Consider the following 23,656-nt stretch of genomic DNA (forward strand, 5'->3'; position numbering starts at 1 on the left):
ATCACATGTGCCGGCGCTCACCTGCACAGCTGCTGACGGTTAGGGGCGCGGCCGGCCGCTCATTTGAAAACGGCGCGGCCCCCGCGATGGCGGGGCCCGCTCCGTTTCCCTGTCACCTGATCATGCGCCAGTCACCAAGTGGCCCGTACCTGGCGGATGATGCGCCGCCGCAACCGCACCCGCCGACTGCCGTCGGCATGCAGGCTGAGGCGGTCCAACTCCCAGTGTCCGTACTCTGCGTGGTCCGTCAGCAGACGCGTGGCCTCCTTGCGGGAGACCCCGCGCGGAACGTACACGTCGACAAATTCGTATTCCGGCATCGCATCTATTGTGCGGGCACCGGCCCCGTACGGATAGCGTCTGCACTATGTCTGATGCTGCGCAGCCCACCGCTGCCGAGGTACGCGCCGCCGCCGAGGCGGTCAAGACCGCGCTCGACCGCCACCTTGCGGCGGTCGAACGCAGGTCGGGCGAGGACGATCCGGCCGTCTACGAAGCGTTCAACGAGCTGGCCGCTGCGGCCGAGGCCTACGACGAACTGCTCTACGACAGCTACGACGAGGTCACTCCCTTCGAGATCCCCGGCGCGGAGGACAGCCTGCCGCCGTACCAGGGACCCGCGGAGCCGACCGCGCTGAGCGTGCTGATCCGACGCGACTACGCGGTCGTGGAGCCGCAGCGACTCCTCGCCCAGGCCGCGCGGGTCGAGGCCGCGGAGGAGGACGACGACGCGGACGCCGACCGCCAGGGGGGCACGCTCCCGGGCGCCATCGGCCTGCTCTTCGGCGAGTTCGAACCGGACGAGATCGCCTCCCGGCACAAGGAGTTCGGCCTGGAGGAGGGCGACTCCACGCTGTGGGTCACCGCACTCGACGAGCCCGCGGAGCCCGGCGAGTGGCTGGAGGCACCCTTCGAACAGGCGGACCCTCAGCGAGTGGTGTGCCGCTTCGACGTCAGCGCGGTCTTCGACGACGACGCGGAGGACGACCCCGACACCCCGGACCCCGCCGACCCCGACCTGGACGCGGGCCTCGACTACGACCCGGACGAGGCGGTGTCGCTGGACGACGTCGACGAGGTCGATGAGGAGGTCGATGACGAGGTCGATGACATCGACGATGTCGACGCTGCGGACGACGCCGATGACGCTGACGACACGGACGACGTCGACGACCTGGAGGTCGTCGAGCGACGCGAGCGTGACGCGTCCGCCTAGGGCCGACGTGGCTGCGTAAGCGCCATGGCGGCGCAGAGCCCGCGTCCGGCGGGGTGGCGGACGCGGGCTCCGAGGGGGACGGCAGGGCGACCCGTACGGCCGGGCTTCGCCCAGGTGCGTGTTCCGTACGACCACACGTCGTCGGGGCCGGGTGTGTCCTGTCAGGCCGTACGCCCTGCTCCGTCAGCCGCCCGCCGCCTCGCCGGGCCTCCGGGCCTCCGATGTCGTGGCGCCTACCCCTCCGCGGGCAGCTGGGGACGCAGCAGGGTGCCAAGCCGGGTCGTGCGGGCCTTCGCCGGGCGCTCCGCCACGGCCTGGGGCAGGGCCTGGCCGACGCCCTGGACCACCGACAGGTGGCGCTCGGCGCGGCTGAAGGCCGTGTAGATCCAGGGCCTGGTCAGGGTCGCCGCGGCGTCGCCGGGCAGCACCACCACCGCCGCGGGCCAGCGGCGGCCCGCCGCCTGATGCGCGGTGAGCGCCCAGGCGTGGCGCACGGTCTGCTCCACCCGCTCCTTCGGTACGACGACGGGCGTGCCCTCGCAGTCCAGGTGCAGGCCGTCGGCGTCGGCCCGCAGGACCCGGCCGAGCGCCGTGCGGCCCGGCGCCGGAGCGTGGGCGACGCGGTCGCCGGGGTCGAACCCGCCGAACCGGCCCGGGCCCGGGTTCAGCCGCTCCTTCAGCGCCGCGTTCAGCGCGCGCGTGCCCGCCGCGCCGCCGTGGCCCGGCGTGATGACCTGCGTGTGCTCGGACGGCACGCCGAGCGCGCGCGGCACCGAGTCGGCGACGAGCTGCACCGTGCGGTGGATCGCGTCGGCCGCGTCCCGCACCGGGACGATCACGACCTCCTTGTCCGGCGCGGCCACTTCGCCGAGCTCGCCGATGCCGATGCCCGAGACCAGCTCGCCGATGGGGCCCGGGTCCGGCGTGCGCGAGGCGATCTGGGGGCAGCAGCGCGCCGCGAGCAGGTCCGCGAACACCCGGCCGGGGCCCGCGGACCACAGCGCGCCGGGGTCGCCGCTGAGCACGAGGCGGGCGCCGTCCGGCAACGACTCGACGAGCATCGCCGCCGACTCCACGTCCAGCTGCGGCGCGTCCACGACCACGAGCACGTCGACCGCGAGGGCGCCCTCCGCGTCCCGCCCCGGGCCCTCGTGCCCGGACAGCAGCCCCGCCACGGTCACCACGACGCTCCGCTCGGCGTCGTCCGGGGCACCGGCCTGCTCGGCGAGCCGTCGCTGCCCGTCCGCGCTGTGCGTGACCGCGCACACCCGGAGGCCGAGAGTGCGGGCGGCGGCCACGAGCGCGGCGGGCTCGGCCCGCGCCGCCTCGCCGCCGGTGTGCAGCACCAGGCCGTGCCCGGCGACGGCCCGGATCAGCTCGGCCGCGGAGCCCGACACCTCGCCCGCGGCGGACTCCCACGCGTCGGCTCCGGGGCCCGAACCGTCGTCCTTCGCCGACGAGTTGAGCACCCGGGCGAGCCCGTCGGCGAGGCTCTCCTCCGCGAGGGCGTACCGCTCCAGGCCGAACAGGACGCGGACCGGAGCCGGGGCCTGCTCGCCCTCTCCGCCGTCCTCGCCATCTCCGCCGTCTCCGCCGTCCTCCCTGTTCTGGGTGTTCTCCACGGCCGGGGCGCCGCCCGACGCGTCGTCCAGCGGGTCCTGGAACACGAGTACGTCGCCCTCGGTGATGGCGCTCTGCACCGCCTCGTCCGGGTCCGGCACCCCGCGCTGCCCGAGCGCGGCGGTGAGCGCGGCCGCGTCCAGGGCCGTGTGCCCGGCGACCGCGGCCTGTTCGAGCAGCCACACGGTGAGGGCGCGGCCCCTGCGCTCGTCACCGGGCCCGCACTCCGGGCCGAGCAGCGCCCGCGCGAACCCGTCCGCCTGCTCGGGCCGCACTCCGGCGACGCGCAGCAACTGCCAGGGGTCGGCCCGCAGCTGTTCGTCCGCTCCCTCGCCGAGCGCGGCCGCCGTCCGGGCCGCGAGCGCGGCGGGCGCACCGCCGTCGGTGAGCACGGCCGTCACCGCGTCGACCGTCTCCGACGCGGGCTCGGCCGGGCGCGACGGCGCGTCGGCCACCGGTCGGCGCACCGGCTCGGGCGCGGGCCTGCGCGGCGCGACCGGCTCCGGGTCGCGGAACGCGGAGGCGACGGGCTTCTCGCCGCTCTCCACGGCCCGTACTGCCGCCAGCAGGTCGGCGGCCGTCCCCTGGAGCTTCGTGCCCGCCGCGACCGGTCCCTTCTTGGCGGCCTTGCGCTGCTCGATCCGCTCCCGCAGCTCCCGCTGCGCGGCAAGCTCGGCCTCGGCCTCGGAGAGGGCGCCGTCCCCGGAACCCTCGGCTGCCCCGCCTCCGGTCGCGCCCTCCACGTCACCGTCGGCCACGTCTGCCGGAGCTGCATCTTCCGGTTCCGCACCGTCCGGGGCGACCCCGGCCGTGGCGTCCGACGCGGCCTCGCCATCCGAGCTCGCGCCGGTAGCCGCATCGGCAGCCGGACCCGATGCCCCCCGGTCGCCCGGGGCGCCCTCTGCCGCTGACGCCTCGTCGACTCCCGACGCCGGACCGGCTCCAGGCCCAGACGCGGCCCCGGCGTCCGGCCCGCCCCCAGCCCCCAGCGCGTCGTCGGTCCCCGGCCCAGGAATGGCGTCGTCGGCCCCCGGCCCGGGAACGGCGTCGTCGGCCCCCGGCCCGGGGACGGCCTTCGGCTCGGCAACCTCCGCGGCGGCGGACTCCGTACTCACAGCGTGCTCCAGTCCTGGTCTGGGTAGCGGTGCACCGGCGCCGACACGTCGTCGAGCGCCTGGCAGATCTCGTCAGGAAGACTAAGGGTCTCCACTGACAATGCCGCCGTGAGCTGCTGCGCGTTGCGCGCGCCGATGATCGGGGCGGCCACCCCGGGGCGGTCGCGCACCCAGGCGAGGGCCACCTGGAGCGGGGTCACGGCGAGCCCGTCGGCCGCTATCGCGACCGCGTCGACGACCCGGCCCGCCGCGTCGTCCAGATACGGCGCCACGAACGGCGCGAACTGCTCGGACGCGCCCCGCGAGTCGGCCGGGGTCGCGTGTCGGTACTTGCCGGTCAGGACGCCGCGGCCGAGCGGTGACGACGGCAGCAGGCCCACGCCCAGGTCGACGGCTGCGGGAAGCACCTCCCGCTCGACGCCGCGCTGCAGCAGGGAGTACTCCATCTGCGTGCTGGCGATGCGGGTGCGGGTGCCGGGCGCGGCCAGCTGCCACGTCGCCGCCTTGGCGAGCTGCCAGCCGCTGAAGTTGGAGACGCCCGCATAGCGGGCGCGGCCGCTGCTGACGGCGATGTCCAGGGCCTGGAGCGTCTCCTCCAGCGGGGTCCCGGGGTCGAAGGCGTGGATCTGCCACAGGTCCACATGGTCCGTGCCGAGGCGGGCGAGGGAGGCGTCGAGGGCGGAGAGCAGATGGCCGCGCGAGCCGTCGAAGCGCCGGTCGGGGTCGGGCACGCTGCCCGCCTTCGTCGCGATGACGAGGTCGCGGCGCGGCACGAGCCGCTCCACGAGCCGGCCGAGGAGATATTCGGCCTCCCCGTCGCCGTACACGTCGGCCGTGTCGATGAGCGTGCCGCCCGCCTCCCAGAAGGCCTTCAGCAGGTCCGCGGCGTCGTTCTCCCCGATCTCGTCGGCGTGCCCCCACGTGAGGGTGCCGAGTCCGATCCGGGACACGCGCAGACCTGTACGGCCGAGATGCCTCTGCTCCATGGCGCGAGATTACTGGCCATGCCTCAACACCGGGTGTCCCTGTGGACAAACGCGCGGCTGTGGACATCCCCGTCACCCGCAGCCCGCGTTCCCACGCCTGACGGATCCCGCACCCGCGCGCTACAGTCCCGGCACACAGACGTTACTCACGGGTAAGGGGATTCGGCCATGCAGCTCGGGATCAACCTCGGCTACTGGGGCGCCGGGATGGACGCGGACAACCTCGCCGTCGCGAAGGAGGCCGACAAGCTGGGCTACGCGGTCTGTTGGGCGGCCGAGGCCTACGGCTCGGACGCGGTGACCGTCCTTTCGTGGGTCGCGGCCCAGACCGAGCGCATCGACGTCGGCTCGGCGATCTTCCAGATCCCCGGCCGGCAGCCCGCGATGACGGCGATGACGGCCGCGACCCTGGACTCGCTTTCCGGCGGCCGCTTCCGCCTCGGCCTCGGCGTCTCGGGCCCGCAGGTCTCGGAGGGCTGGTACGGCGTCAAGTTCGACAAGCCGCTGGCGCGCACCCGCGAGTACGTCGAGATCGTGCGCAAGGCCATGAGCAGGGAGCGGCTCGCCTACGAGGGCGAGCACTGGACGCTGCCGCTGCCGGGCGGCCCCGGCAAGCCCATCAAGCTGACCGTGCACCCGCAGCGCGAGCACATCCCGCTGTACATCGCCGCGATCGGCCCGAAGAACCTGGAGCAGACCGGCGAGATCGCCGACGGCGCCCTGCTGATCTTCCCCGCCGCCGAGCACCTGGAGGAGACGGCGCTGCGGCACCTGCGCGCCGGGCGCGAGAAGGCGGGGAAGACCATGGACGGCTTCGACGTCGTGCCGACGCTCCCGCTGGCCGTGGGCAAGGACGAGGACGTGACGGGGCTCGCGGACATGTTCCGGCCCTACACCGCGCTGTACGTCGGCGGCATGGGCAGCCGCAAGCAGAACTTCTACAACCAGCAGGCGGCGCGCATGGGCTACGCGAAGGAGGCCGCCGAGATCCAGGACAAGTACCTGTCCGGCGACAAGGACGGCGCGGCCGCCGCCGTGCCGCACTCGCTGATCGACTCCACCACCCTGCTCGGCTCCGTCGACCGGATCGCCGACCGGATGCGGGCGTACGCGGAGGCCGGGGTCACCACGCTCACGGTGTCGCCCGCGGGCTTCACCCTGGAGGAGCGCCTCACCGCGCTGCGGGCGGGTACGCAGGCCCTGGAGCGCGCCGGACTGGCGTAACGGGAGCCAAAAGGAACGGCAGAGCGAAAGCAACCGCAGAGCAGAAGCAACGGCAGAGCGCCGGGAGCGTCGCGAGGGGGATTTCTGCGGCCGTGGTGGGGGCTCGGGGGTCTTCCCCGCCACGGCCGTCACGGAGCACAACGCCGGGACGAGTCCTCCGGTTACGGCCCCTTGGGTGGCTTAAATCCTTCGTTCGGCTGACCTGTCCCATACACCTGTTGCCTTGGGCGCCGCCCAGCATTTGACTCGTTCTTTGCGGAAGTCCGCGCAAGCCCGCGCACGCCGGCGGGCCGCGCGGAGCCCGCTACGTCCGTGCGGTCCGTGAAGGCGTGGAGGTGCCTGCGATGCTTTCGGCCAAGAGTCTCTTCCAGGAGATCGTCGACAACGACGAGGCGTTCCGGCTGTTCTGCTCCATCGCGGCCAGCGGGGAGTCCCAGGGAGGCTGGGAGAACGGCCGCATCGCCGCGCTCGTCCCCGAGAGCCAGCGCGCGCTCGCACCCAAGATCGCCCGGCACGGCGCCGACGAGGACAAGCACGGCCGGATCTTCAACGCCCTCCTGAAGAAGCGCGGCCTCGACCCCTGCCCCGTCCCGCCCGAGACCGACTACACGATGCTCCTGGAGCGGCACGGCATCGGCCTCGCGCACGAGAAGCTGCGCGCCGCCGAGCCGCTGACGGAGCTGGACATCATCACGTACCTGTCGCACAGCCGGGTCACCGAGCAGCGCGCCGCCGACCAGATGGTGATGCTCCGCAAGTACTTCGGCGACCACCCCGTGGTCGGCAAGGCCGTCAAGATGATCTCGAACGACGAGGACAACCACCTCGCGTACACCCACGAGGAACTGCTCCGCTTCGCCGCCGCGGGGCACGGCCGCACCATCCAGGCGATCCTGCGCGAGTGCGCGCTCGCCGAGATCGGCATCTACCGCGACGTCAGCCTCGCCGTCATGGAGCGCATGGGCCGCATCCTGGGCTGGCCCAGGGCCAAGTCGGCGGTCCTCGTCGCGGGCATCCACGCCATGTACGCGTACGAGCGCCTCGGCGGCTGGCGCCGGATGGTGACCCTGACGATGCCCGAGCGGCGCGACGCCCTCGGCGGACCCGCCACCTCCGCGCCCGAGTACGCCTGACGTCCAGGTACGCCTGGCACTCGCGTACGCCTGACGCCCCCGGCGCGCCCTACATCCAGCCCCGGCGCTTGAAGAGCCGGAACAGGACGACCTCAAGGACGGCCATCAGGAGGATCACCGCCGGGTACGCCCACCACCAGTGCAGCTCGGGCATGTGGTCGAAGTTCATGCCGTAGACGCCCGCGATCATGGTGGGGACCGCGGCCATGGCCGCCCACGCGGAGATCTTCCGCATGTCGTCGTTCTGCCGGACGCTCATCTGCGCCAGATGCGCGGACAGGATGTCCGTCACCAGGCGGTCCAGGCCCTCCACGGACTCGTTCACGCGCGTCAGATGGTCACTGACGTCCCGCAGGTACGGCTGCGCCGCGTCGTCCACGAACGGCACGGCGCGCACCACCGGGCCCACGCCCGCGAGGCGCGCCATCGGCATCGCGAGCGGCCCCGACGCCCGCCGGAACTCCAGGATCTGGCGCTTGAACCGGTAGATCCGCGACGCCGAGTGCCGCGAGCCGCCACCCGGCGAGAACACCTCCGCCTCCAGGACCTCCAGGTCCGTCTGGAGCTCGTCCGCCACCTCCAGATAGTGGTCGACGACCGCGTCCGCGACGGCGTACAGCACCGCCGTCGGCCCATGCTTCAGAACCTCCGGCTCCGCTTCGAGCCGGTGCCGCACGCTGCTCAGCGGCGCGCCCTCGCCGTGGCGGACCGTCACCACGAAGGAGTCGCCGATGAAGAGCATGAGTTCGCCCGACGACACCGTGTCGCTGTCCGGCTCGTACAGCACCGGCTTCAGGACCACGAAGAGCGAGTCGTCGAACACCTCGAGCTTCGGCCGCTGATGGGCCTTCAGGGCGTCCTCGACCGCCAGCGGATGCAGCCCGAATTCCTGCGTGACCAGGTCGAACTCGTCCTCCGTCGGTTCGTGCACACCGATCCAGACGAACGCGTCCCCGGCCGCCCTCGCCTCGTCCAGGGCGTCGGAGAAGTCCGCCGGGCCCTCGGTCCGGCGCCCGCTCCGGTAGATGGCGCAGTCGACGATCACCCTGGGGATTCTTCCCAAGCCTGCCTGCTGCCGCACCCGGTCGGCGGCTTAGGCTGATCGGCATGCCCACGCTGATCCTCGTCAGGCACGGACGTTCGACCGCCAACACCGCCGGTCTGCTCGCCGGGTGGACCCCCGGCGTCAGCCTCGACGAGCGCGGCGCGCGACAGGCGGCGGCCCTGCCCGGCCGCCTGGCCGGCCTGCCGCTCGCCGAAGTCGTCACGAGCCCGCTGCAGCGCTGTCAGGAGACGCTCGCGCCGCTGCTCGCCGCCCGCCCGGAGCTCACGCCCCACACCGACGACCGCATCGGTGAGTGCCACTACGGCGACTGGTCGGGCCGCAAGCTCGCCGAGCTCGCCGACGAGCCGCTGATGGAGGTCGTCCAGCAGCACCCGTCCGCCGCCGCCTTCCCCGGCGGCGAGTCCCTGCGGGCCATGCAGACGCGCGCCGCCGAGGCCGTGCGGGAGTGGAACGCGCGCGTGGAGCGCGATCACGGCCCCGACGCCGTGTATCTGATGTGCTCCCACGGCGACATCATCAAGTCCCTGGTGGCGGACGCCATCGGACTGCATCTCGACCTCTTTCAGCGCATCTCGGTGGAACCGTGTTCCCTCACGGCGATCCGCTACACACGCCTGCGCCCCTTCCTCGTACGCCTCGGGGACACCGGTGACTTCGCGTCCCTCGCCCCGCGCGCGCAGCCCCCGAGCGAGGATGCTCAGGTGGGGGGCGACACCGGAGCCCCGTGACGCGCGGGAGGACCGTGATCGTCGCCCGCAGTAGGGTGCAGTGCAGTCGGCGCTTCACCCACCCGCAGCCGTATACGCAGCCGACAGGTGCCGGCAGGCACCAGCAGGTATACGCAGTCGATCCCCATACGCAGTCGATCCAATGGAGACAGGACGTGCCCCGTCAGGTGTTCCTCTACGACCCGCCGGAACGCTTCGTGGCCGGAACCGTCGGGCTCCCAGGGCGGCGCACCTTCTTCCTCCAGGCGTCCGCCGGAGTGCGGGTGACCAGCGTCGCCCTGGAGAAGACCCAGGTGGCCGCGCTCGCCGAGCGCATGGAAGAGCTCCTCGACGAGGTCGTGCGCCGCAGCGGGGGCAGCGCGGCGGTGCCCGCCGTCGCGCCCGCCGAGGCCACCGACAGCGCGCCGCTCGACTCGCCCGTGGAGGAGGAGTTCCGGGTCGGCACCATGGCCCTCGCCTGGGACGGCGACGAACAGCGGATGATCGTCGAGGCACAGGCCCTCGTCGAGCTGGACGCGGACTCCGAGGAAGACCTCGCCGAAGCTGAGGAAAGGCTCCTGCAGGACGAGGAGAACGGCCCGCCGATGCTCCGCGTGCGGCTCACCGGCGTACAGGCGAGGGCCTTCGCCAAGCGCGCCCTGGACGTCGTGAACGCGGGCCGCCCGCCGTGCCCCCTGTGCAGCCTGCCCCTCGATCCGGAAGGACACGTATGCCCGCGCCAGAACGGATACAGGCGAGGAGCGTGACCGCCACGGACCTGCTCACCCGGGGCGAGCTGACCGTGCGCGGGCAGATCCGGGAGGCGTCGAACGCGGTGCTGTACTGCACGGTCGCGCGGGAGGACCGCTCGGCCACCTGCGTGTACAAGCCCGTCGCCGGGGAGCGGCCCCTGTGGGACTTCCCCGACGGGACACTCGCGCAGCGGGAGGTCGCGGCGTACGAGGTGTCCGAGGCCCTGGGATGGGGGCTCGTGCCGCCCACCGTGCTGCGGGACGGGCCCTACGGAGAGGGCATGGTCCAGCTGTGGATCGACGGGCCCGGCGCGGACGGCGAGGACGGCGACGACGACAGTGCGGGCGGTGAGCTGCTCGCGCTCGTCGACGGGGACGAGCCCGGCGACGGCTGGAAGGCCGTCGGCTTCGCCGCCGTGGGGGAGGGGCGGACCGCCCTGCTCGTGCACGCGGACGACGACCGGCTCCGGCGGCTCGCCGTCCTGGACGCGGTGATCAACAACGCGGACCGCAAGGGCGGCCACCTGGTGACCGGCGCCGACGGCCGCCTCTACGGCATCGACCACGGCGTCACCTTCAACACCGAGCCGAAGCTGCGGACGCTGCTGTGGGGCTGGGCGGGCGAGAAGCTGACCGAGGAGGCGGTGGCGGCCCTGACCGCCCTGCGGGACGCCCTGGCGGAGGAGGAGCCCCTGTCCGTGCGCCTCGGGGAGCTGCTCACCCCCGAGGAGGTGGCGGGCACCCGCGCGCGGGTGGCGGCGCTCCTGGCCGCGGGGCGGCACCCGGAGCCGTCCGGGGACTGGCCCGCCATTCCGTGGCCACCGGTCTGATCGGTCCGACGGCGCCCGACCGCGTCCCGTGAGGGCGGAGCTGGGCCCTTCCCGCGCGCGTGGCCAGGTAAACCCGCCGCCCTGGGTCGTATGTGGACGGTGCATCCGGTTAGGCTCAAGACATGTATGCCTGGCCCGCTTCTGAGGTTCCCGCCCTGCCCGGCAAGGGCCGCGACCTCCGGATCCACGACACCGCGACCGGTGGCCTCGTCACCCTCGAGCCCGGTCCCGTCGCCCGTCTCTACGTCTGCGGCATCACTCCGTACGACGCGACCCACATGGGTCACGCGGCGACCTACAACGCGTTCGACCTCGTGCAGCGCGTGTGGCTCGACACCAAGCGGCAGGTGCACTACGTACAGAACGTGACCGACGTCGACGACCCGCTCCTGGAGCGGGCCAAGCGCGACGGCAAGGACTGGGTGGCGCTCGCCGAGGGCGAGACCGCGCTGTTCCGCGAGGACATGACCGCGCTGCGGCTGCTTCCGCCGCAGCACTACATCGGCGCCGTCGAGGCGATACCCGGCATCGTGCCGCTGGTCGAGCGCCTGCGGGACAGCGGCGCCGCCTACGAGCTCGACGGGGACGTCTACTTCTCCGTCGAGTCGGACAGCCACTTCGGCGAGGTCTCGGGGCTCGACGCCGCCGCCATGCGGCTGCTCTCCGCCGAGCGCGGCGGCGACCCGGACCGGCCCGGCAAGAAGAACCCGCTCGACCCGATGCTGTGGATGGCCGCCCGCGAGGGCGAGCCCAGCTGGGACGGCGCCTCGCTCGGGGCGGGCCGCCCCGGCTGGCACATCGAGTGCGTGGCCATCGCCCTTGAGCACCTGGGCATGGGCTTCGACGTGCAGGGCGGCGGGTCCGACCTCGCCTTCCCGCACCACGAGATGGGCGCGTCCCACGCGCAGGCCCTCACCGGCGAGTACCCGTTCGCCAAGGCCTACGTCCACGCCGGCATGGTCGCCCTGGACGGCGCCAAGATGTCCAAGTCCAAGGGCAATCTGGTGTTCGTCTCCACGCTGCGCCGCGACGGGGTCGACCCGGCCGCGATCCGGCTCGCGCTCCTCGCGCACCACTACCGCGCCGACTGGGAGTGGACCGACCAGGTCCTCCAGGACGCCGTGGCCCGGCTCGGCCGCTGGCGCGCCGCCGTCTCCCGGCCCGACGGCCCGCCCGCCGAGCAGCTCGTCGAGGAGCTGCGCGAGGCGCTCGCCAACGACCTGGACGCGCCCGCCGCACTCGCCGCCGTCGACCGCTGGGCCGCCCTCCAGGACGCCGAGGGCGGCACGGACGAGGGGGCGCCCGGCGTGGTCTCGCGCGCCGTCGACGCGCTCCTCGGGGTCGCGCTGTAGCGGTCCACCGCGCATGTGCACGCACGTGAGCGGCGCCGGGCGGGAAGGACTCCGCCCGGCGCCGCCGTTTCACGGGGTGCAGTCCCGCGCGGCCGAAGGCGTCACCTGCTGACGACGATCGCGAGCAGGAGCCCCGGGTTGTTGGTGTCGTAGTACCCGATCACCGGCTGCCCGTACGCGAACGCGTGCTGCACCTCGTCGCGCGTGCGGTCGCTGGGGTTGATGTACACGCGCCAGTCGCCGTCGACGTACAGATAGAGGATCGACGCCTGGCCGGGCAGCGGCTGGACGACGTCCCAGAACGCCTCGGAGACGGCGCCGGCGAGGGCCTGCGTGGAGATCGCGGGGGCCTGCGCCTGCGGGACCTGCTGCTGGCCGAGCTGCTGGAGCAGCTGCTGGAAGGGCTGCTGCTGGCCGAGCTGCTGCATCTGCTGACGCAGGTGCGGCGGGATCTGCTGCTGGCCGATGCCCTGCTGCCCTATGCCCTGTTGCCCCATGCCCTGCGGGCCGAACTGCCGCTGCTGGCCGATCTGCCCGGACTGCGGGGGCGCGGTGCTCGGGCCCTGCTGCTGACCGAAGGGCTGCTGGCCGTACTGCTGCTGGCCGAACGGCTGCTGCCCGAACTGCTGCTGTTGCGGGCCGTACTGCTGCTGGGGCCCGAACGGCTGCTGCTGGCCGTACTGCTGGCCTTGCTGACTCATCTGCGGAGTGGTGCTCATGCGGGTGTCACCTTCCGTCAATGGTCCGACCGTTGTCGTTCTCGGCTTCTGTTGCCTGCTGTTGCCTTTCTGCACTTGCGGTGCGGGCCGTGCGGCCCGCCGTGGTGGTTCAGCCCGTGACGACCAGGCCCACGACCTCGTCGTCCGAGAACCAGACACGTACGTCGGGGGAGCCGCCCGCGAAGGCGGAGTGCACCGCCTGGCGGATCTCGGGGGTCGGATGGTTCAGGTTGCGCCACTCCCCGGCCACGAACAGCCGCAGGCGCGGCGGGAGTTCCGGCGGATACGGAATCAGCTCGTCCCAGTAGCGCTCGGCGCGGCCCGAGCCCACCGCCGACGGCAGCAGCTTGGTGACCGCCGCCTTGATGTCGGGGCGGCTGCCGATCCGCTGCGACGCCGGACGGCCCGGCGCGTCCTGCTGCGGCGACCCCGTGGACCGCAGCACGGCCCGCGCGCGGGACGACGTCATCGGCTGCTGGTTCGCGGCCTTGAGCATGCCCTGCAGCGAGGCGAGGGCGCCGACCACGATCGGCGACGCGGACGAGGTGCCGGAGAACGTGTCCGTGTACCAGGCGATCTCGTCGACACCGCCCTGCAGATCGCCCGGCTGGTTCCAGAACCCGCCGGTCGTCGTGGTCTCGCGGCCCCAGCCCTGGGCGTCCACGCGCGCGCCGTAGTTGGAGAACGCAAGGCGCGAGCGGTCCGGACCGTGGTCGCGGCCGTGCGTGCCGGGCGGCGGGGCGCCCGCACCGACCAGGACGGCGTCGGACGACGGGTTGGAGGGGTTGAACGGGTTGCGCCACCAGGACGGGAACTCGTCCGGACGCCGCTCGTACACCGCGTCGTCGAGGGACTCCGCGCCGTTGCCCGCCGCGCCGACCACGATGACGCCCTTGGCCGCGGCGTAGCGGACCGCCGCGTAGTCGTCGGGCCACCACTCCAGGGCGATGTAGCCGCGCTGGTCGTCGCGGTCCTCGAAGTCGAACCTCGGGCCGGGCCGGTGCAGTTCGAGGAGGATGATGTCGCCGGGGGCGAGCCGGTCCGCCGCCGCGTGGATGGTCGCCGCCGTGCCGCTCGGCATGAACGACGCCGCCGCCGTCACGGCGTCCGGCACGATGCCCGTCACGCCGAACGTGTTGCGGTCGCCGCCCATCACGCCGATCACCGCCGTGCCGTGGTTGCGCCACGCGATGTCCTGGATCGGGGTGCCGATCACGACGCCCGCGAGCTTCGCCGACAGGTCCTCGTGGCTCAGCTGCCAGGCACCCTCGATGTCGATGACGGTCACGCCGTCGCCGCCGCCACCGAGCCGCTGCCAGGCCCAGTACGCGTCCACGCCCTCGGGCGCCGCGCCCAGATAGCCCTGGCGGCCGGTGAAGTCCGGGGTGACGGGCATGCCCTCCTTGCGGCGCCGGGTCTCGTCGGGCTCGCTGCCGCCCTGACGCCCGATCGCGCCGAGCGTGGCCGGCACGGCGCCGGGCTTCACGTACGCCGTGTCGATGCCCGGCAGCGCCGCGATCCGCGCCCGCAGCTCCTGGGCGCGCTCCTCGCTGCCGCGCACCCGGTAGAAGAGCGTCAGATCGGGTACGTCGCCGGCGTCGCCCGGCGCCGCCTGGAGCCGGTCCTCGCTGCCGAACAACGGCTCGAGGACGAGCTGTTCATCGCTGAGGAACATGTTCAGGGCCGATACGTCGGCGCCCGTGGCCGAGCGGACGCCGCGCTCCTGGGCGCGCAGCCTGGCCTCGGGCCGTGCGACGACGATCAGCTCCTGCTCCGCGGGCCGATAGGTGAACCCCATGCCATCGGGTCCAGGGCCACTGCCTCCCGGATCGCTGCCCTGCTGCACCTGGTCGGTCATCGCTTCACCGCTCCCTTCGGTTCCCGCGTCCGTCCGGCTTCGTCAGCGCCTGCTCGTTGCGTTCTCGTTACCTCTGGTCGCTGCACACCCTGCTACTGCCGGGCCAGGACGTCCAGGGGTCTTTCGCCCAACTGCGTTTGAAAAGAAGTTGACTTGGGAACCGTGTGCAATTCATCAACAAACCCTTGTCACGCCCCATACCGGCCAAAGGCGCATGAGGTGCCTGGGGAGTGGTGGGGAGTGGTGGGGAGTAGTGGGACGTGGTGGGGCGTACGCGGCGAAAGGGGCGGCACCCGTTTCGGGTGCCGCCCCCAGAGGGCCGGGCGTCCGCCGACGCCGGCCACTCGGTCCTCGCTCAGTCCTCGGAGGAATCTCCGGACGCGGAATCGCCGCCCTGCTCGCTGTCGCCGGTGCTTCCGGAGTCGCTGTCGCCGGTGTCCCCGGAGTCGCCGTCGCCGGTGCTCGCCTCCGGGCGGGGCTTCGGCTTCGGCGGGCGCGTGCGCTCGCTCGGGGTGTCCCGCAGATACGCCGCCCCGTCACCGCCCTCCGTGGCATGGCCCCCGACCTGCCCCGTACCGGCGACAGGACCGCCGCTGCCGTCGCGCCGCCGCAGATAGCGCTCGAACTCGCGGGCGATGGCCTCGCCGGACGCCTCCGGGAGCTCCGCGGTGTCCCGCGCCTCCTCCAGGGACTGGACGTACTCGGCGACCTCGCTGTCCTCGGCCGCCAGCTGGTCCACGCCCAGCTGCCAGGCGCGCGCGTCCTCCGTCAGCTCGCCCAGCGGGATCCTGAGGTCGATCAGGTCCTCCAGGCGGTTGAGCAGCGCCAGCGTTGCCTTCGGGTTCGGCGGCTGCGACACGTAGTGCGGCACCGCGGCCCACAGGCTCACCGCCGGGACGCCCGCGTGCGTGCACGCCTCCTGGAGGATGCCGACGATGCCCGTCGGGCCCTCGTACTTGGTCTCCTCCAGGTCCATGGTGCGGGCCAGGTCCGGGTCGGAGGTGACGCCGCTGACCGGGACCGGGCGGGTGTGCGGGGTGTCGCCGAGCAGCGCCCCCATGATCACCACGAGTTCGACGCCCAGCTCATGGGCGAAGCCCAGCAGCTCGTTGCAGAACGAGCGCCAGCGCATGGACGGCTCGATGCCCCGCACGAGCACGAGGTCACGCGGCTTCTCGCCGCCGACGCGGACCACCGAGAGCCGGGTCGTGGGCCACGTGATCTTGCGCACGCCGCCGTCCAGCCAGACCGTGGGGCGGTTGACCTGGAAGTCGTAGTAGTCCTCGGCGTCCAGCGCCGCGAACACCTCGCCCTTCCACTCCTTGTCGAGATGCGCGACCGCGGTGGAGGCGGCGTCGCCGGCGTCGTTCCAGCCCTCGAACGCGGCCACCATGACCGGGTCGATCAGCTCGGGTACCCCCTCGAGCTCGATCACCCAGGCCTCCTTCCGACGTTCTCCTCTAAGTACGCCCCAACCTTACGGCGTCCCACGGGGCCCTCCGCAGCCCCCCGGCGGCGCCGGGTGCCGGATCACTGCCCAGGTCAACTGCTCGTCACGCATGCCTCACAAAGTGGAACGCAGCCACTGCTCCACGCTCGCGATGTGCACCGTCGCCCAGGACCGCGCCGCCTCCGCGTCCCGGTCGCGCAGCGCCGCCAGGATCGCCCGGTGCTCGTGCAGGGTGCGGCTGACCGCGTCCTCCTGGGTGAGGCCCCGCCAGACGCGGGCCCGCGTCGTCGGCCCGGACAGGCCGTCGAGCAGCGAGCAGAGCACCGAGTTCCCGGACCACTGCACGATGCCGCGGTGGAACTCCAGGTCGCAGGCGACCAGCTCCTCCACCGAAGGCGCGGCGCCGAGAGCGTCCAACTGGGCGGCCAGCGCGTCCAGTTCGGCCTCGGTGATGCGCGCCGCCGCCATGGCCGTCGCGGCCGGCTCCAGGATGCGGCGCACCGCGAGGAACTCCAGGACGGTGTCGTCGCGGTGGAAGTCGACGACGAAGCTCAGCGCTTCGAGGAGCAGTTGGGGGTCCAGGCTCGTCACGTACGTGCCGTCGCCCTGCCGCACGTCCAGGATGCGGATCAGGGAGAGCGCCCGGACGGCCTCGCGCAGCGAGTTGCGGGAGAGGCCGAGCTCCGCGGCCAGCTCGCTCTCCTTGGGCAGCCGGTCGCCTGGGCGCAGCGCGCCGGAGACGATCATGCCCTTGATCTTTTCGATGGCCTCGTCCGTGACAGCCATGGCACCTCGCCTCAGGAAGAACTGGGTGGACCCACATCAGACGTCCGATGTATCGGTCGATTATGGCCCTTGTCGGGGGTGTTGGTCAGCCGAAGCGTTCGATCCTGATCCGGTCCACCGGCTGGCCGCCGTCCACCAGGAGCCGCGAGGCGTGCTCGGCGAATCCGTTCGAGCCGCAGATGTACGCCTCCCAGCCGCCTTCGGGCTGCCCGTCGCCCAGATAGGGCGCCAGGTGCCCGGCGTTCAGGCGGCCTTCGGTACGGGTGAGGACCACATCGGTCTCGTCGCCGTACTCCTCGGCGTAGATCAGGTCCGCGCGCGTGCGGGCCGACACGATCAGGCGGAGCGGCACCGTCAGGCCCGCGCGCCGGTGGTGGCGGAGCATCGACATCAGCGGGACCACGCCCGAGCCCGCGCCGAGCAGCAGCGCGGGCCGGTCGCCGGGCCAGGCGAAGAAGCCGGACAGCGGGCCGCGCACCTCCACGGTGTCGCCCACGCGGGCGACGGTGTGCAGATGCCCGGACACCTCACCGCCCGGCACGTGGTCCAGGGTCAGCTCGATCTCGCCGCTGTCGTCGGGCGCGGACGCCAGCGAGTAGTGGCGCTGGGCGACATAGCCGTCCGGTGCGGTCAGGCGCAGCATCAAGTGCTGGCCGGGCAGCTGGCCCTGCCACTCGGGCACCTTGAGCCGGAACGTCGCGGCGGCGTGCGTCTCCTGGCGGATCTCCGTGATCAGCGCGCGCTGCCAGTGGGACGCGGCCTGCTCGCTGACGGCGATGCGGCCGGGCACGGCGAAGGCCGTCGGCGGCACGAAGGGAGCGTGCGGGGTCTCGGGCTGCTCAGTCACCGGCGTACCGCTCCTCACGCCACGGGTCGCCGCGGTGGTGGTAGCCGTTCTTCTCCCAGAAGCCGGGCTGGTCGTGGTCGAGGACCTCCAGGCCCGCGATCCATTTGGCGCTCTTCCAGAAGTACAGGTGCGGCACGATCAGGCGGGCCGGGCCGCCGTGCTCCGGGGGCAGCGGCGCGCCGTCGTACTCCCAGGCGATCCACGCCCGGCCCCCGGTGACGTCGGCGAGCGGCAGGTTGGCGGTGTAGCCGGTGTGGGAGTACGCGACGACGTGCGTGGCGCCGGGCAGCGGGCCGCCCGCCCCGGCGAGGAACGCGTCCAGGCCCACGCCGCCGAAGCGCACCCCGAACTTGGACCAGCTCGTCACGCAGTGGATGTCGCCCCGGTACTCGGACGCGGGCAGCGCGTGTGCCTCGTCCCACGTCCAGGTGCGCGGGGTCGCCACGAGCCCGGCGACGCGGAACGTCCAGTCGGCGGCGGCCAGCTGGGGCGTCACCTCGGCGGACAGGACGGGCCAGCCGTCGCGGGCGTCGTACTGGCCCGGCGGCAGGCGCGGGTCGCGGTCGGCGGCGCGGGCACGCCCGGTGAAGCCGCGGGTCGGCTCGACGGCGGCGGTTTCTTCCATGGCTTCTTCCCTGGCGCGGGGCGCTTCGGTGGTCATGGGCGCAGGGCGGGTTCGGGCAGGGCCGCGGCGGCTTCGAGGGCGCGCAGGGCCTGCGGTTCGTCGAGGGTGAGCAGGGCGCGGTCGCGCATCAGGACGCGGCCGTCGACGACGGTGTCGCGGACGTCGGCGGCCGACGCGGCGTACGCGAGGGTCGCGTACGGGTCGTGGCGCGGGGCCAGGTGCGGCCGGGCGAGGTCGAGCACGATCAGGTCGGCGCGCTTGCCCGCCTCCAGGGAGCCGAGCTCGCCGTCGAGGCCGAGGGCCCGCGCGGACTCGATCGTCGCCATCCGCACGGCCTGCTCGGCGCGGACCGCCGTCGGGTCGCCGCCCGCCTTGTGCACGAGCGCCGCGAGCCGGACCGCGCCGAGCACGTCCAGCGTGTTGGAGCTCACGGCGCCGTCCGTGCCGAGGCCCACGGTGACGCCCGCGGCGAGCAGCTCGGGCACGCGCGCCGTGCCGCAGCCCAGCTTCAGGTTCGACGCCGGGCAGTGCGCGACGGACGTGCCGGTGCGGGCGAGCGCCGCGATCTCCGCGTCGGTCAGGTCGACGGCGTGCGCGAGGAGCGTGTCCGGGCCGAGCACGCCGAGCGAGTCGAGCAGCTCCACGGGCCGCATGCCGTAGCGCTCCTCGACCAGGGCGACCTCGGCGGCGTTCTCCGCGGCGTGCAGGTGCAGCAGCGCGTCGTGCGCGCGGGCGAGCGCGGTGATCGCGGCGAGCTGATCCGGGGCCAGCGTGTACGCGGAGTGCGCGAACAGGACGGGCCGGGTGCCCGGCGACGGCGTCCGGGCGGCCAGGTCGGCGCCCGCCCAGCGCATCCGCTCGGCGTACGGGCGGCCGTCCGGCGGACCCGGCACGTCCATGAACGTCGGCCCCGTGAGCAGCCGCCACCCGGCCTCGCGGGCCACGGCTTCGGCGGCCTCGTGGAACCAGTACATGTCGAGCGCGGCCGTGACCCCGCCCCGCACCGACTCGGCGATCGCGGCCCCCAGGCCCGCCGCGACCGTCTCCGGCGAGAGCAGCGCCGCCTCGCGCGGAATGACGCGCTCCAGGAAGCCCTGGAGGGTCAGGTCGTCGGCGGCGCCGCGCAGCAGGGTCATCGCCAGATGCGTATGCGTGTTGATGAGCCCCGGAAGGACGAGGCAGCCGCTCGCGTCGATCTCCTCCGCCGCCCGGTACGCGGCGCGGAGCCGCGCGGCCGGGCCGACCTCGACGATCTCGCCCGCGCGCACGGCGACGGCGCCGTCGCTGACGACGGTGCCGGACGCGTCGACGGTCAGGACGTCACCGCTGTGGACGAGGAGGTCGAGCGACTGCATGGGGTGGGGGACTCCAAGCGGGTACGAGGGGAAGGCGGGGCGACGGGCTCTGCTACCCGAGCTGCGCGGGGACGTCGGTGGCCAGCAGGCGCAGTGCGTCCAAGGTTATCCGGGCGCCGCGGGCGACTCCGTCGGCGACCACCGTGCGGTGCGGGTCGTAGCCGCCGGTGGCCTCCTCGTCGACCAGGTCGTCGGCGTTCGCGCCGTCGACCACGAGCGCGCCGCCCGCGGTCAGGCCGTGCGTCGACGCGAACACGTACAGGGCCGCGAGCTCCATCTCGATGGCGGCGACGCCCGCCCGCTCGTACGCGGCGGTGGGCAGCGGCAGGAAGCCCGGCTGGAACGCGGCCCGGGTCCACACCACGCCCCGGTGGTACGGGGCGCCCGCGGCGCGGGCCGCGTGCTGGAGCGCGAGGACCGCCTCCGGCGCGGCGAACGCCGGGTACTCGGCGGGGATCAGCTGCTGGGTCACGCCGTCGTCGCGCACCGCCGCGTCCGCGACGACGAGGTCGCCGTCGCCGATGCCCGGCCGGACGGCGCCCGCCGTGCCGAGCCGGATGAGGTGCGTCACACCCGCCTGCGCCAGCTCCTGGAACAGGCACAGCGCGCCCGGGGCGCCGACGCCGTGCGAGGACACGGTGACGGGCAGGCCCTGCCAGGTGCCGGTGAAGGTGCGGTACTCGCGGTGGTACGACACCTCCTTCGCGTCGTCGAGGAGGTGGGCGACGTGTGCCGCGCGGGCGGGGTCGCCGACGACCACGGTGTGGGCGGGGAGGCCGGTGCGGGGCACGCCGGTGATGGGCAGGACATCGGCGGAGGTTGTCATGGGGGGGGCTCCTGTCGGGGGGTTGGGGAGGGGGTGGGTGGTTCCTCGCGGGGCGCCCCAGACCCGCCCCTTCCCGATGTTCCAGAGTGACACTTCTGGAGTGATCGGGTCATGGCGGTATCCACGCAGGTCAGAGACGCGCGGCAAGGTTCGCTCCCCACAGGGAGCATGGAGAACCCCACCACACCTGTAAAGGATCTGCCTAGCGAAACCCTGCGGGGCGTCCGCTGCATCCGGCTGTCCGTCCGTACCGACGAGACCACGAGCCCGGAGCGGCAGCGTGAGGCCGACGACGCAGCGGCGGCAGCCCTCGGCATCACCTTCGGCGAGGGCGCCGCTCTGCGGGAAGCGGTTGACCTGGATGTGTCCGCGTCCCTGGTCGGCCCCTTCGACCGTCCGCAGCTCGGCGGATGGCTGAAGCGCCCGGACGCGTTTGATGCCCTGGTGTTCTGGCGCTTCGACCGCGCCATCCGGGACATGGGCGACATGCACGAGCTCGCCAAGTGGGCCCGCGAGCACCGCAAGCTGATCGTGTTCGCCGAGGGCATCGGCGGGGGTCGGCTCACGTTCGACTTCCGCAACCCGATGGACCCCATGAGCGAACTCATGATGCTCATGCTGGCCTTTGCCGCTCAGGTCGAGTCGCAGAGCATCAAGGACCGCGTCACCGGGGCACAGGCAGCCATGCGGAAGATGCCGCTGCGGTGGCGGGGCGGGGGCAAGCCCGCCTACGGCTACCTTCCCGCACCCATGCCCGCCGAGCACGGCGGCATCGGCTGGACGCTGGTACCGGACCCGTACGCGGTCACGATCATTGAGCGGATCATTGCCGAGCTGATGGATGGCCGAGGGCTGCACACGATCGCGCGCGGACTGAACGCGGACGGCGTGCTCTCGCCCTCGGCGCACTGGACGGCCTACCAGGCGCGCACCAAGAAGAAGACCGCCCCGGTCACGGGCGAGCCCGTGAAGAAGCCCGCGCAGTGGCGGGCGCAGACCATCGAGAAGATGCTGACCAACGAAGCTCTCATGGGCTGGAAGATGCACCGCGGCAAGCCCGTGCGCGACGATGCGGGCAACCCCGTCATGGCCACGGACAGCCCGATTCTGACCCGCGAAGAGTTCGACCAGGCCGCCGCGCTCCTCACGCCGAAGCCGATCACGGAGAAGGCGCCCGAGCGCAAGGACTCCACCGCGCTGTTGCTGCGCGTCATCCACTGCAACGGGTGCGACGAGCGCATGTACCTCAACCGGTCCTCGGGTACCTACCGGTGCTCGTCGTACAAGTACGGGACCTACTGCCCCGCCCCGTGCACGGTGCGCGCGGAATGGGTCGACGAGTACGTGAGCGACGAGTTCCTGAAGGCTGCGGGCAAGATCCAGATCAACCGCGTCATCGAGATCCCCGGCTACGATCCGCAACCCGAGATAGACGCCACCCTCGCCGAGTTCGAAGAGCACCAGAAGGAGAAGGGACGCCAGAAGTCCAAGAGCGCTCAGACAGCGTGGCAGCGCCGCGCGGACGCCCTTGACACCCGCCTGGCAGAGCTGGAATCCCGCGAGAAGCGTGAGCCCCGCCGGGAAGTCGTCCCCACCGGACGCACCTACGCCGACGACTGGACCGACGCAGACACCACAGAGCGCCGCGCCATGCTCATCACCGCGGGAGCACGCCTGATGGTCAAGCCGGGCGGCAAGGGCGGATGGCGACGCCTCGATCTGCGGCGCGTGGAGTTCACCATCACCGGGGAGCTGGACCCCGCCATTGCCGAGCTTGCAGCCACCGCGGGAGACATGGAAGCCGAAGCACGCAACGACGCACCCCCGGCCCCGGACAGTGCCGCACGGCTCGCCGAGCCCGCCCCCGGCGAGCCCGTGCGGGAACTGGTCGCCGCATAGTGGCGCCGTAGAGCCGAGACAGTCCCGATGGGTACCCGTCGCCCGCCGGGGCTCTCGGCTGCCCCGGTACGCTCCCTGAGCGGTTAGGTATCCGGTTGTATGCGGTGCAGTACAACTAGCCGTGAGAGCCCCGGTCGGTCCCGTGACTGCCGGGGTTTTCTCGTGCCCGCACACGGGCGCACAAGGTGCCCCAGGGCCTCGCCGCCCTCTCCCTCGGCTCGGGGCAGGCCCGACAGCGGGGTGAAGGGTGGTGATGGAGTGACGGTTTACACCACTTTTTTAGAACGCATAGAAAAAATACAAAGAAGAGGGGCTCGGTACCTCAAACGGCACTCCGCCACCGGTACACCCCTCGGGCAACCCTTGCTCTCCACATAGGCCCGAGAGAGAAACCGGTTCGCACGCCGACGGCGCGGGCAACCTCTGCTCTCCACATAGGTCCGAGAGAGGGACTGGCCGAACTCGCCCCGCTGCGAGCCCCGGCAACCCTTGCTCTCCACTACTTGCCGAGAGTGGGATTACCGCGCACCCGCCCTACAGGGGGACACACGGCGGTCTGAGTGTCCACTCTCGGTAGTAGCGCTGTCCGTGCACCACGCACCCGTGAGGGTGGCCGCAGGGGTCGTGAGGCAGCGCGCGGGGGCCGTACCGCCCATCAGTAACCCACTCGCCCGGCGAGTGTGCCGAACGGGGTTGGAAGCCCGTACGGCCCCCACAGCGTCCCGGACTGGTCCTCGCCGGCTCGGGGCATCGCATGCCCGCTGACCCAACAGGTAGAGGTGCGCGGTACCGGCCCTCTCGGGGGTATCGGCCGCAGAGTTCCCCGGTTCGAGTCCGGGGGCGGGCACTCCACGACAACGACGACCAGGCGGTGACTCATGACCCCATGTGTTGAGTGCAGCGACACGGCAACTCGCCGCGGACGCTGCGACGTTCACGACCGTGCGTATCAGGCTCGTCCCTCGGTCCGTACTCGCCGTTCGCGCGGTAGGCGCCGAGCGAGACGCCATGATGCGGCTGCGCGGCTCCGCGCACGGATACAGGAGCGCGGTCACGCGTGGTGTGACTGGTGCTTGGGCGACTTCCCCGCGGACCAGGTGGACGTGGACCACGTGCGGCCCCTCGCGATGGGCGGGACGGACACGGCGGGCAACGTTCAGGTGCTGTGCACCGGGTGTCACGGGTTGAAGACGCGTACGGAGTTCGGGGCCGCTACCCCTGCCGGTTGACCGCTTCGGCCACTGCGTCCAGTCGGCGCAGCACGTCACGCGTTACACGTTCCATTTCAGC

The 23,656-nt window shown here is 72.7% G+C and carries 21 protein-coding genes; 9 read left to right on the forward strand and 12 right to left on the reverse strand.

From position 1 onward, the window contains the following. Positions 1 to 131: 131 nt before the first annotated feature. Positions 132 to 320: a DUF5703 family protein gene (locus ACFWZ5_RS32635; RefSeq protein WP_016641768.1), complete on the reverse strand. Its 189-nt coding sequence runs from the start codon at positions 318 to 320 to the stop codon at positions 132 to 134. Between the two features lie 47 nt (positions 321 to 367). On the opposite strand from ACFWZ5_RS32635, the gene ACFWZ5_RS32640 reads away from it, so the two are divergent. Then, positions 368 to 1,216 (forward strand): hypothetical protein, encoded by an 849-nt coding sequence (locus ACFWZ5_RS32640; protein WP_384799749.1) that lies wholly within the window; start codon positions 368 to 370, stop codon positions 1,214 to 1,216. A 233-nt stretch (positions 1,217 to 1,449) separates the two neighbouring features. On the opposite strand, the gene ACFWZ5_RS32645 is transcribed toward ACFWZ5_RS32640, so the two are convergent. After that, a complete protein-coding gene (locus tag ACFWZ5_RS32645) occupies positions 1,450 to 3,951 on the reverse strand; it encodes a helix-hairpin-helix domain-containing protein (RefSeq protein WP_384799746.1) in 2,502 nt (833 codons plus the stop codon). Further along, a complete protein-coding gene (locus ACFWZ5_RS32650; RefSeq protein WP_384799743.1) occupies positions 3,948 to 4,937 on the reverse strand; it encodes an aldo/keto reductase in 990 nt (329 codons plus the stop codon). Before ACFWZ5_RS32650 ends, ACFWZ5_RS32645 begins: the two co-directional genes overlap by 4 nt. 168 nt (positions 4,938 to 5,105) lie before the next feature. Here ACFWZ5_RS32650 and ACFWZ5_RS32655 point away from each other — a divergent pair, with 168 nt between their 5' ends. Then, positions 5,106 to 6,161 (forward strand): LLM class F420-dependent oxidoreductase, encoded by a 1,056-nt coding sequence (locus ACFWZ5_RS32655; protein WP_384799740.1) that lies wholly within the window; start codon positions 5,106 to 5,108, stop codon positions 6,159 to 6,161. 344 nt (positions 6,162 to 6,505) lie between these two features. Then, on the forward strand, positions 6,506 to 7,294 hold the full coding sequence (locus ACFWZ5_RS32660; RefSeq protein ID WP_384799738.1) for a ferritin-like domain-containing protein: 789 nt from the start codon (positions 6,506 to 6,508) through the stop codon (positions 7,292 to 7,294). Positions 7,295 to 7,343: 49 nt separating this feature from the next. Here ACFWZ5_RS32660 and corA read toward each other — a convergent pair whose 3' ends face one another. Then, complete coding sequence (corA, locus tag ACFWZ5_RS32665; protein WP_384799735.1) at positions 7,344 to 8,339, reverse strand: magnesium/cobalt transporter CorA; 996 nt, start codon at positions 8,337 to 8,339, stop codon at positions 7,344 to 7,346. A gap of 62 nt (positions 8,340 to 8,401) precedes the next feature. Between corA and ACFWZ5_RS32670 the strand changes: the two genes are divergently transcribed. From ACFWZ5_RS32670 to mshC, 4 genes are all read left to right on the forward strand, one after another. Further along, entirely contained in the window at positions 8,402 to 9,088 is a 687-nt protein-coding gene (locus ACFWZ5_RS32670; RefSeq protein ID WP_384799732.1) for a histidine phosphatase family protein, read from the forward strand. Between the two features lie 155 nt (positions 9,089 to 9,243). After that, complete coding sequence (locus ACFWZ5_RS32675; protein ID WP_384799729.1) at positions 9,244 to 9,834, forward strand: DUF3090 domain-containing protein; 591 nt, start codon at positions 9,244 to 9,246, stop codon at positions 9,832 to 9,834. Continuing rightward, positions 9,798 to 10,649, forward strand: a complete 852-nt coding sequence (locus ACFWZ5_RS32680) for an SCO1664 family protein (RefSeq protein WP_384799726.1) — start codon at positions 9,798 to 9,800, stop codon at positions 10,647 to 10,649. Before ACFWZ5_RS32675 ends, ACFWZ5_RS32680 begins: the two co-directional genes overlap by 37 nt. Before the next feature lie 122 nt (positions 10,650 to 10,771). Next, positions 10,772 to 12,001 carry a cysteine--1-D-myo-inosityl 2-amino-2-deoxy-alpha-D-glucopyranoside ligase gene (mshC, locus tag ACFWZ5_RS32685; RefSeq protein WP_384799723.1) on the forward strand — a complete coding sequence of 410 codons (1,230 nt, stop codon included), beginning with the start codon at positions 10,772 to 10,774 and terminating at the stop codon, positions 11,999 to 12,001. A gap of 101 nt (positions 12,002 to 12,102) precedes the next feature. Here mshC and ACFWZ5_RS32690 read toward each other — a convergent pair whose 3' ends face one another. The 8 genes from ACFWZ5_RS32690 to ACFWZ5_RS32725 all read right to left on the reverse strand — a co-directional run bounded on the left by ACFWZ5_RS32690 (position 12,103) and on the right by ACFWZ5_RS32725 (position 20,467). Continuing rightward, positions 12,103 to 12,720 (reverse strand): hypothetical protein, encoded by a 618-nt coding sequence (locus ACFWZ5_RS32690; protein ID WP_384799720.1) that lies wholly within the window; start codon positions 12,718 to 12,720, stop codon positions 12,103 to 12,105. A 109-nt stretch (positions 12,721 to 12,829) separates the two neighbouring features. Next, positions 12,830 to 14,578 carry a S8 family peptidase gene (locus ACFWZ5_RS32695; RefSeq protein WP_384799717.1) on the reverse strand — a complete coding sequence of 583 codons (1,749 nt, stop codon included), beginning with the start codon at positions 14,576 to 14,578 and terminating at the stop codon, positions 12,830 to 12,832. A gap of 355 nt (positions 14,579 to 14,933) precedes the next feature. Then, entirely contained in the window at positions 14,934 to 16,013 is a 1,080-nt protein-coding gene (locus tag ACFWZ5_RS32700) for a PAC2 family protein (protein ID WP_384799714.1), read from the reverse strand. Positions 16,014 to 16,142: 129 nt separating this feature from the next. Continuing rightward, complete coding sequence (locus ACFWZ5_RS32705; RefSeq protein WP_384799711.1) at positions 16,143 to 16,814, reverse strand: FadR/GntR family transcriptional regulator; 672 nt, start codon at positions 16,812 to 16,814, stop codon at positions 16,143 to 16,145. An 85-nt stretch (positions 16,815 to 16,899) separates the two neighbouring features. Continuing rightward, on the reverse strand, positions 16,900 to 17,661 hold the full coding sequence (locus ACFWZ5_RS32710) for a ferredoxin reductase (protein ID WP_384799708.1): 762 nt from the start codon (positions 17,659 to 17,661) through the stop codon (positions 16,900 to 16,902). Further along, the gene (locus ACFWZ5_RS32715; RefSeq protein WP_384799706.1) at positions 17,654 to 18,286 is read right to left on the reverse strand and encodes a sulfite oxidase-like oxidoreductase; all 633 of its coding nucleotides are present in this window, start codon (positions 18,284 to 18,286) and stop codon (positions 17,654 to 17,656) included. Before ACFWZ5_RS32715 ends, ACFWZ5_RS32710 begins: the two co-directional genes overlap by 8 nt. A 32-nt stretch (positions 18,287 to 18,318) precedes the next feature. Continuing rightward, positions 18,319 to 19,641, reverse strand: coding sequence for an amidohydrolase (locus tag ACFWZ5_RS32720; protein WP_384891638.1), 1,323 nt, complete (start codon positions 19,639 to 19,641; stop codon positions 18,319 to 18,321). A 52-nt stretch (positions 19,642 to 19,693) separates the two neighbouring features. Then, complete coding sequence (locus ACFWZ5_RS32725; RefSeq protein ID WP_384799700.1) at positions 19,694 to 20,467, reverse strand: nucleoside phosphorylase; 774 nt, start codon at positions 20,465 to 20,467, stop codon at positions 19,694 to 19,696. 168 nt (positions 20,468 to 20,635) lie between these two features. Here ACFWZ5_RS32725 and ACFWZ5_RS32730 point away from each other — a divergent pair, with 168 nt between their 5' ends. Next, the gene (locus ACFWZ5_RS32730; protein WP_384891641.1) at positions 20,636 to 22,366 is read left to right on the forward strand and encodes a recombinase family protein; all 1,731 of its coding nucleotides are present in this window, start codon (positions 20,636 to 20,638) and stop codon (positions 22,364 to 22,366) included. A gap of 878 nt (positions 22,367 to 23,244) precedes the next feature. Continuing rightward, entirely contained in the window at positions 23,245 to 23,595 is a 351-nt protein-coding gene (locus ACFWZ5_RS32735; RefSeq protein ID WP_384805013.1) for an HNH endonuclease, read from the forward strand. Positions 23,596 to 23,656: the final 61 nt, after the last annotated feature.

The organism is Streptomyces sp. NPDC059003 (assembly GCF_042740445.1).
GTDB lineage: Bacteria > Actinomycetota > Actinomycetes > Streptomycetales > Streptomycetaceae > Streptomyces.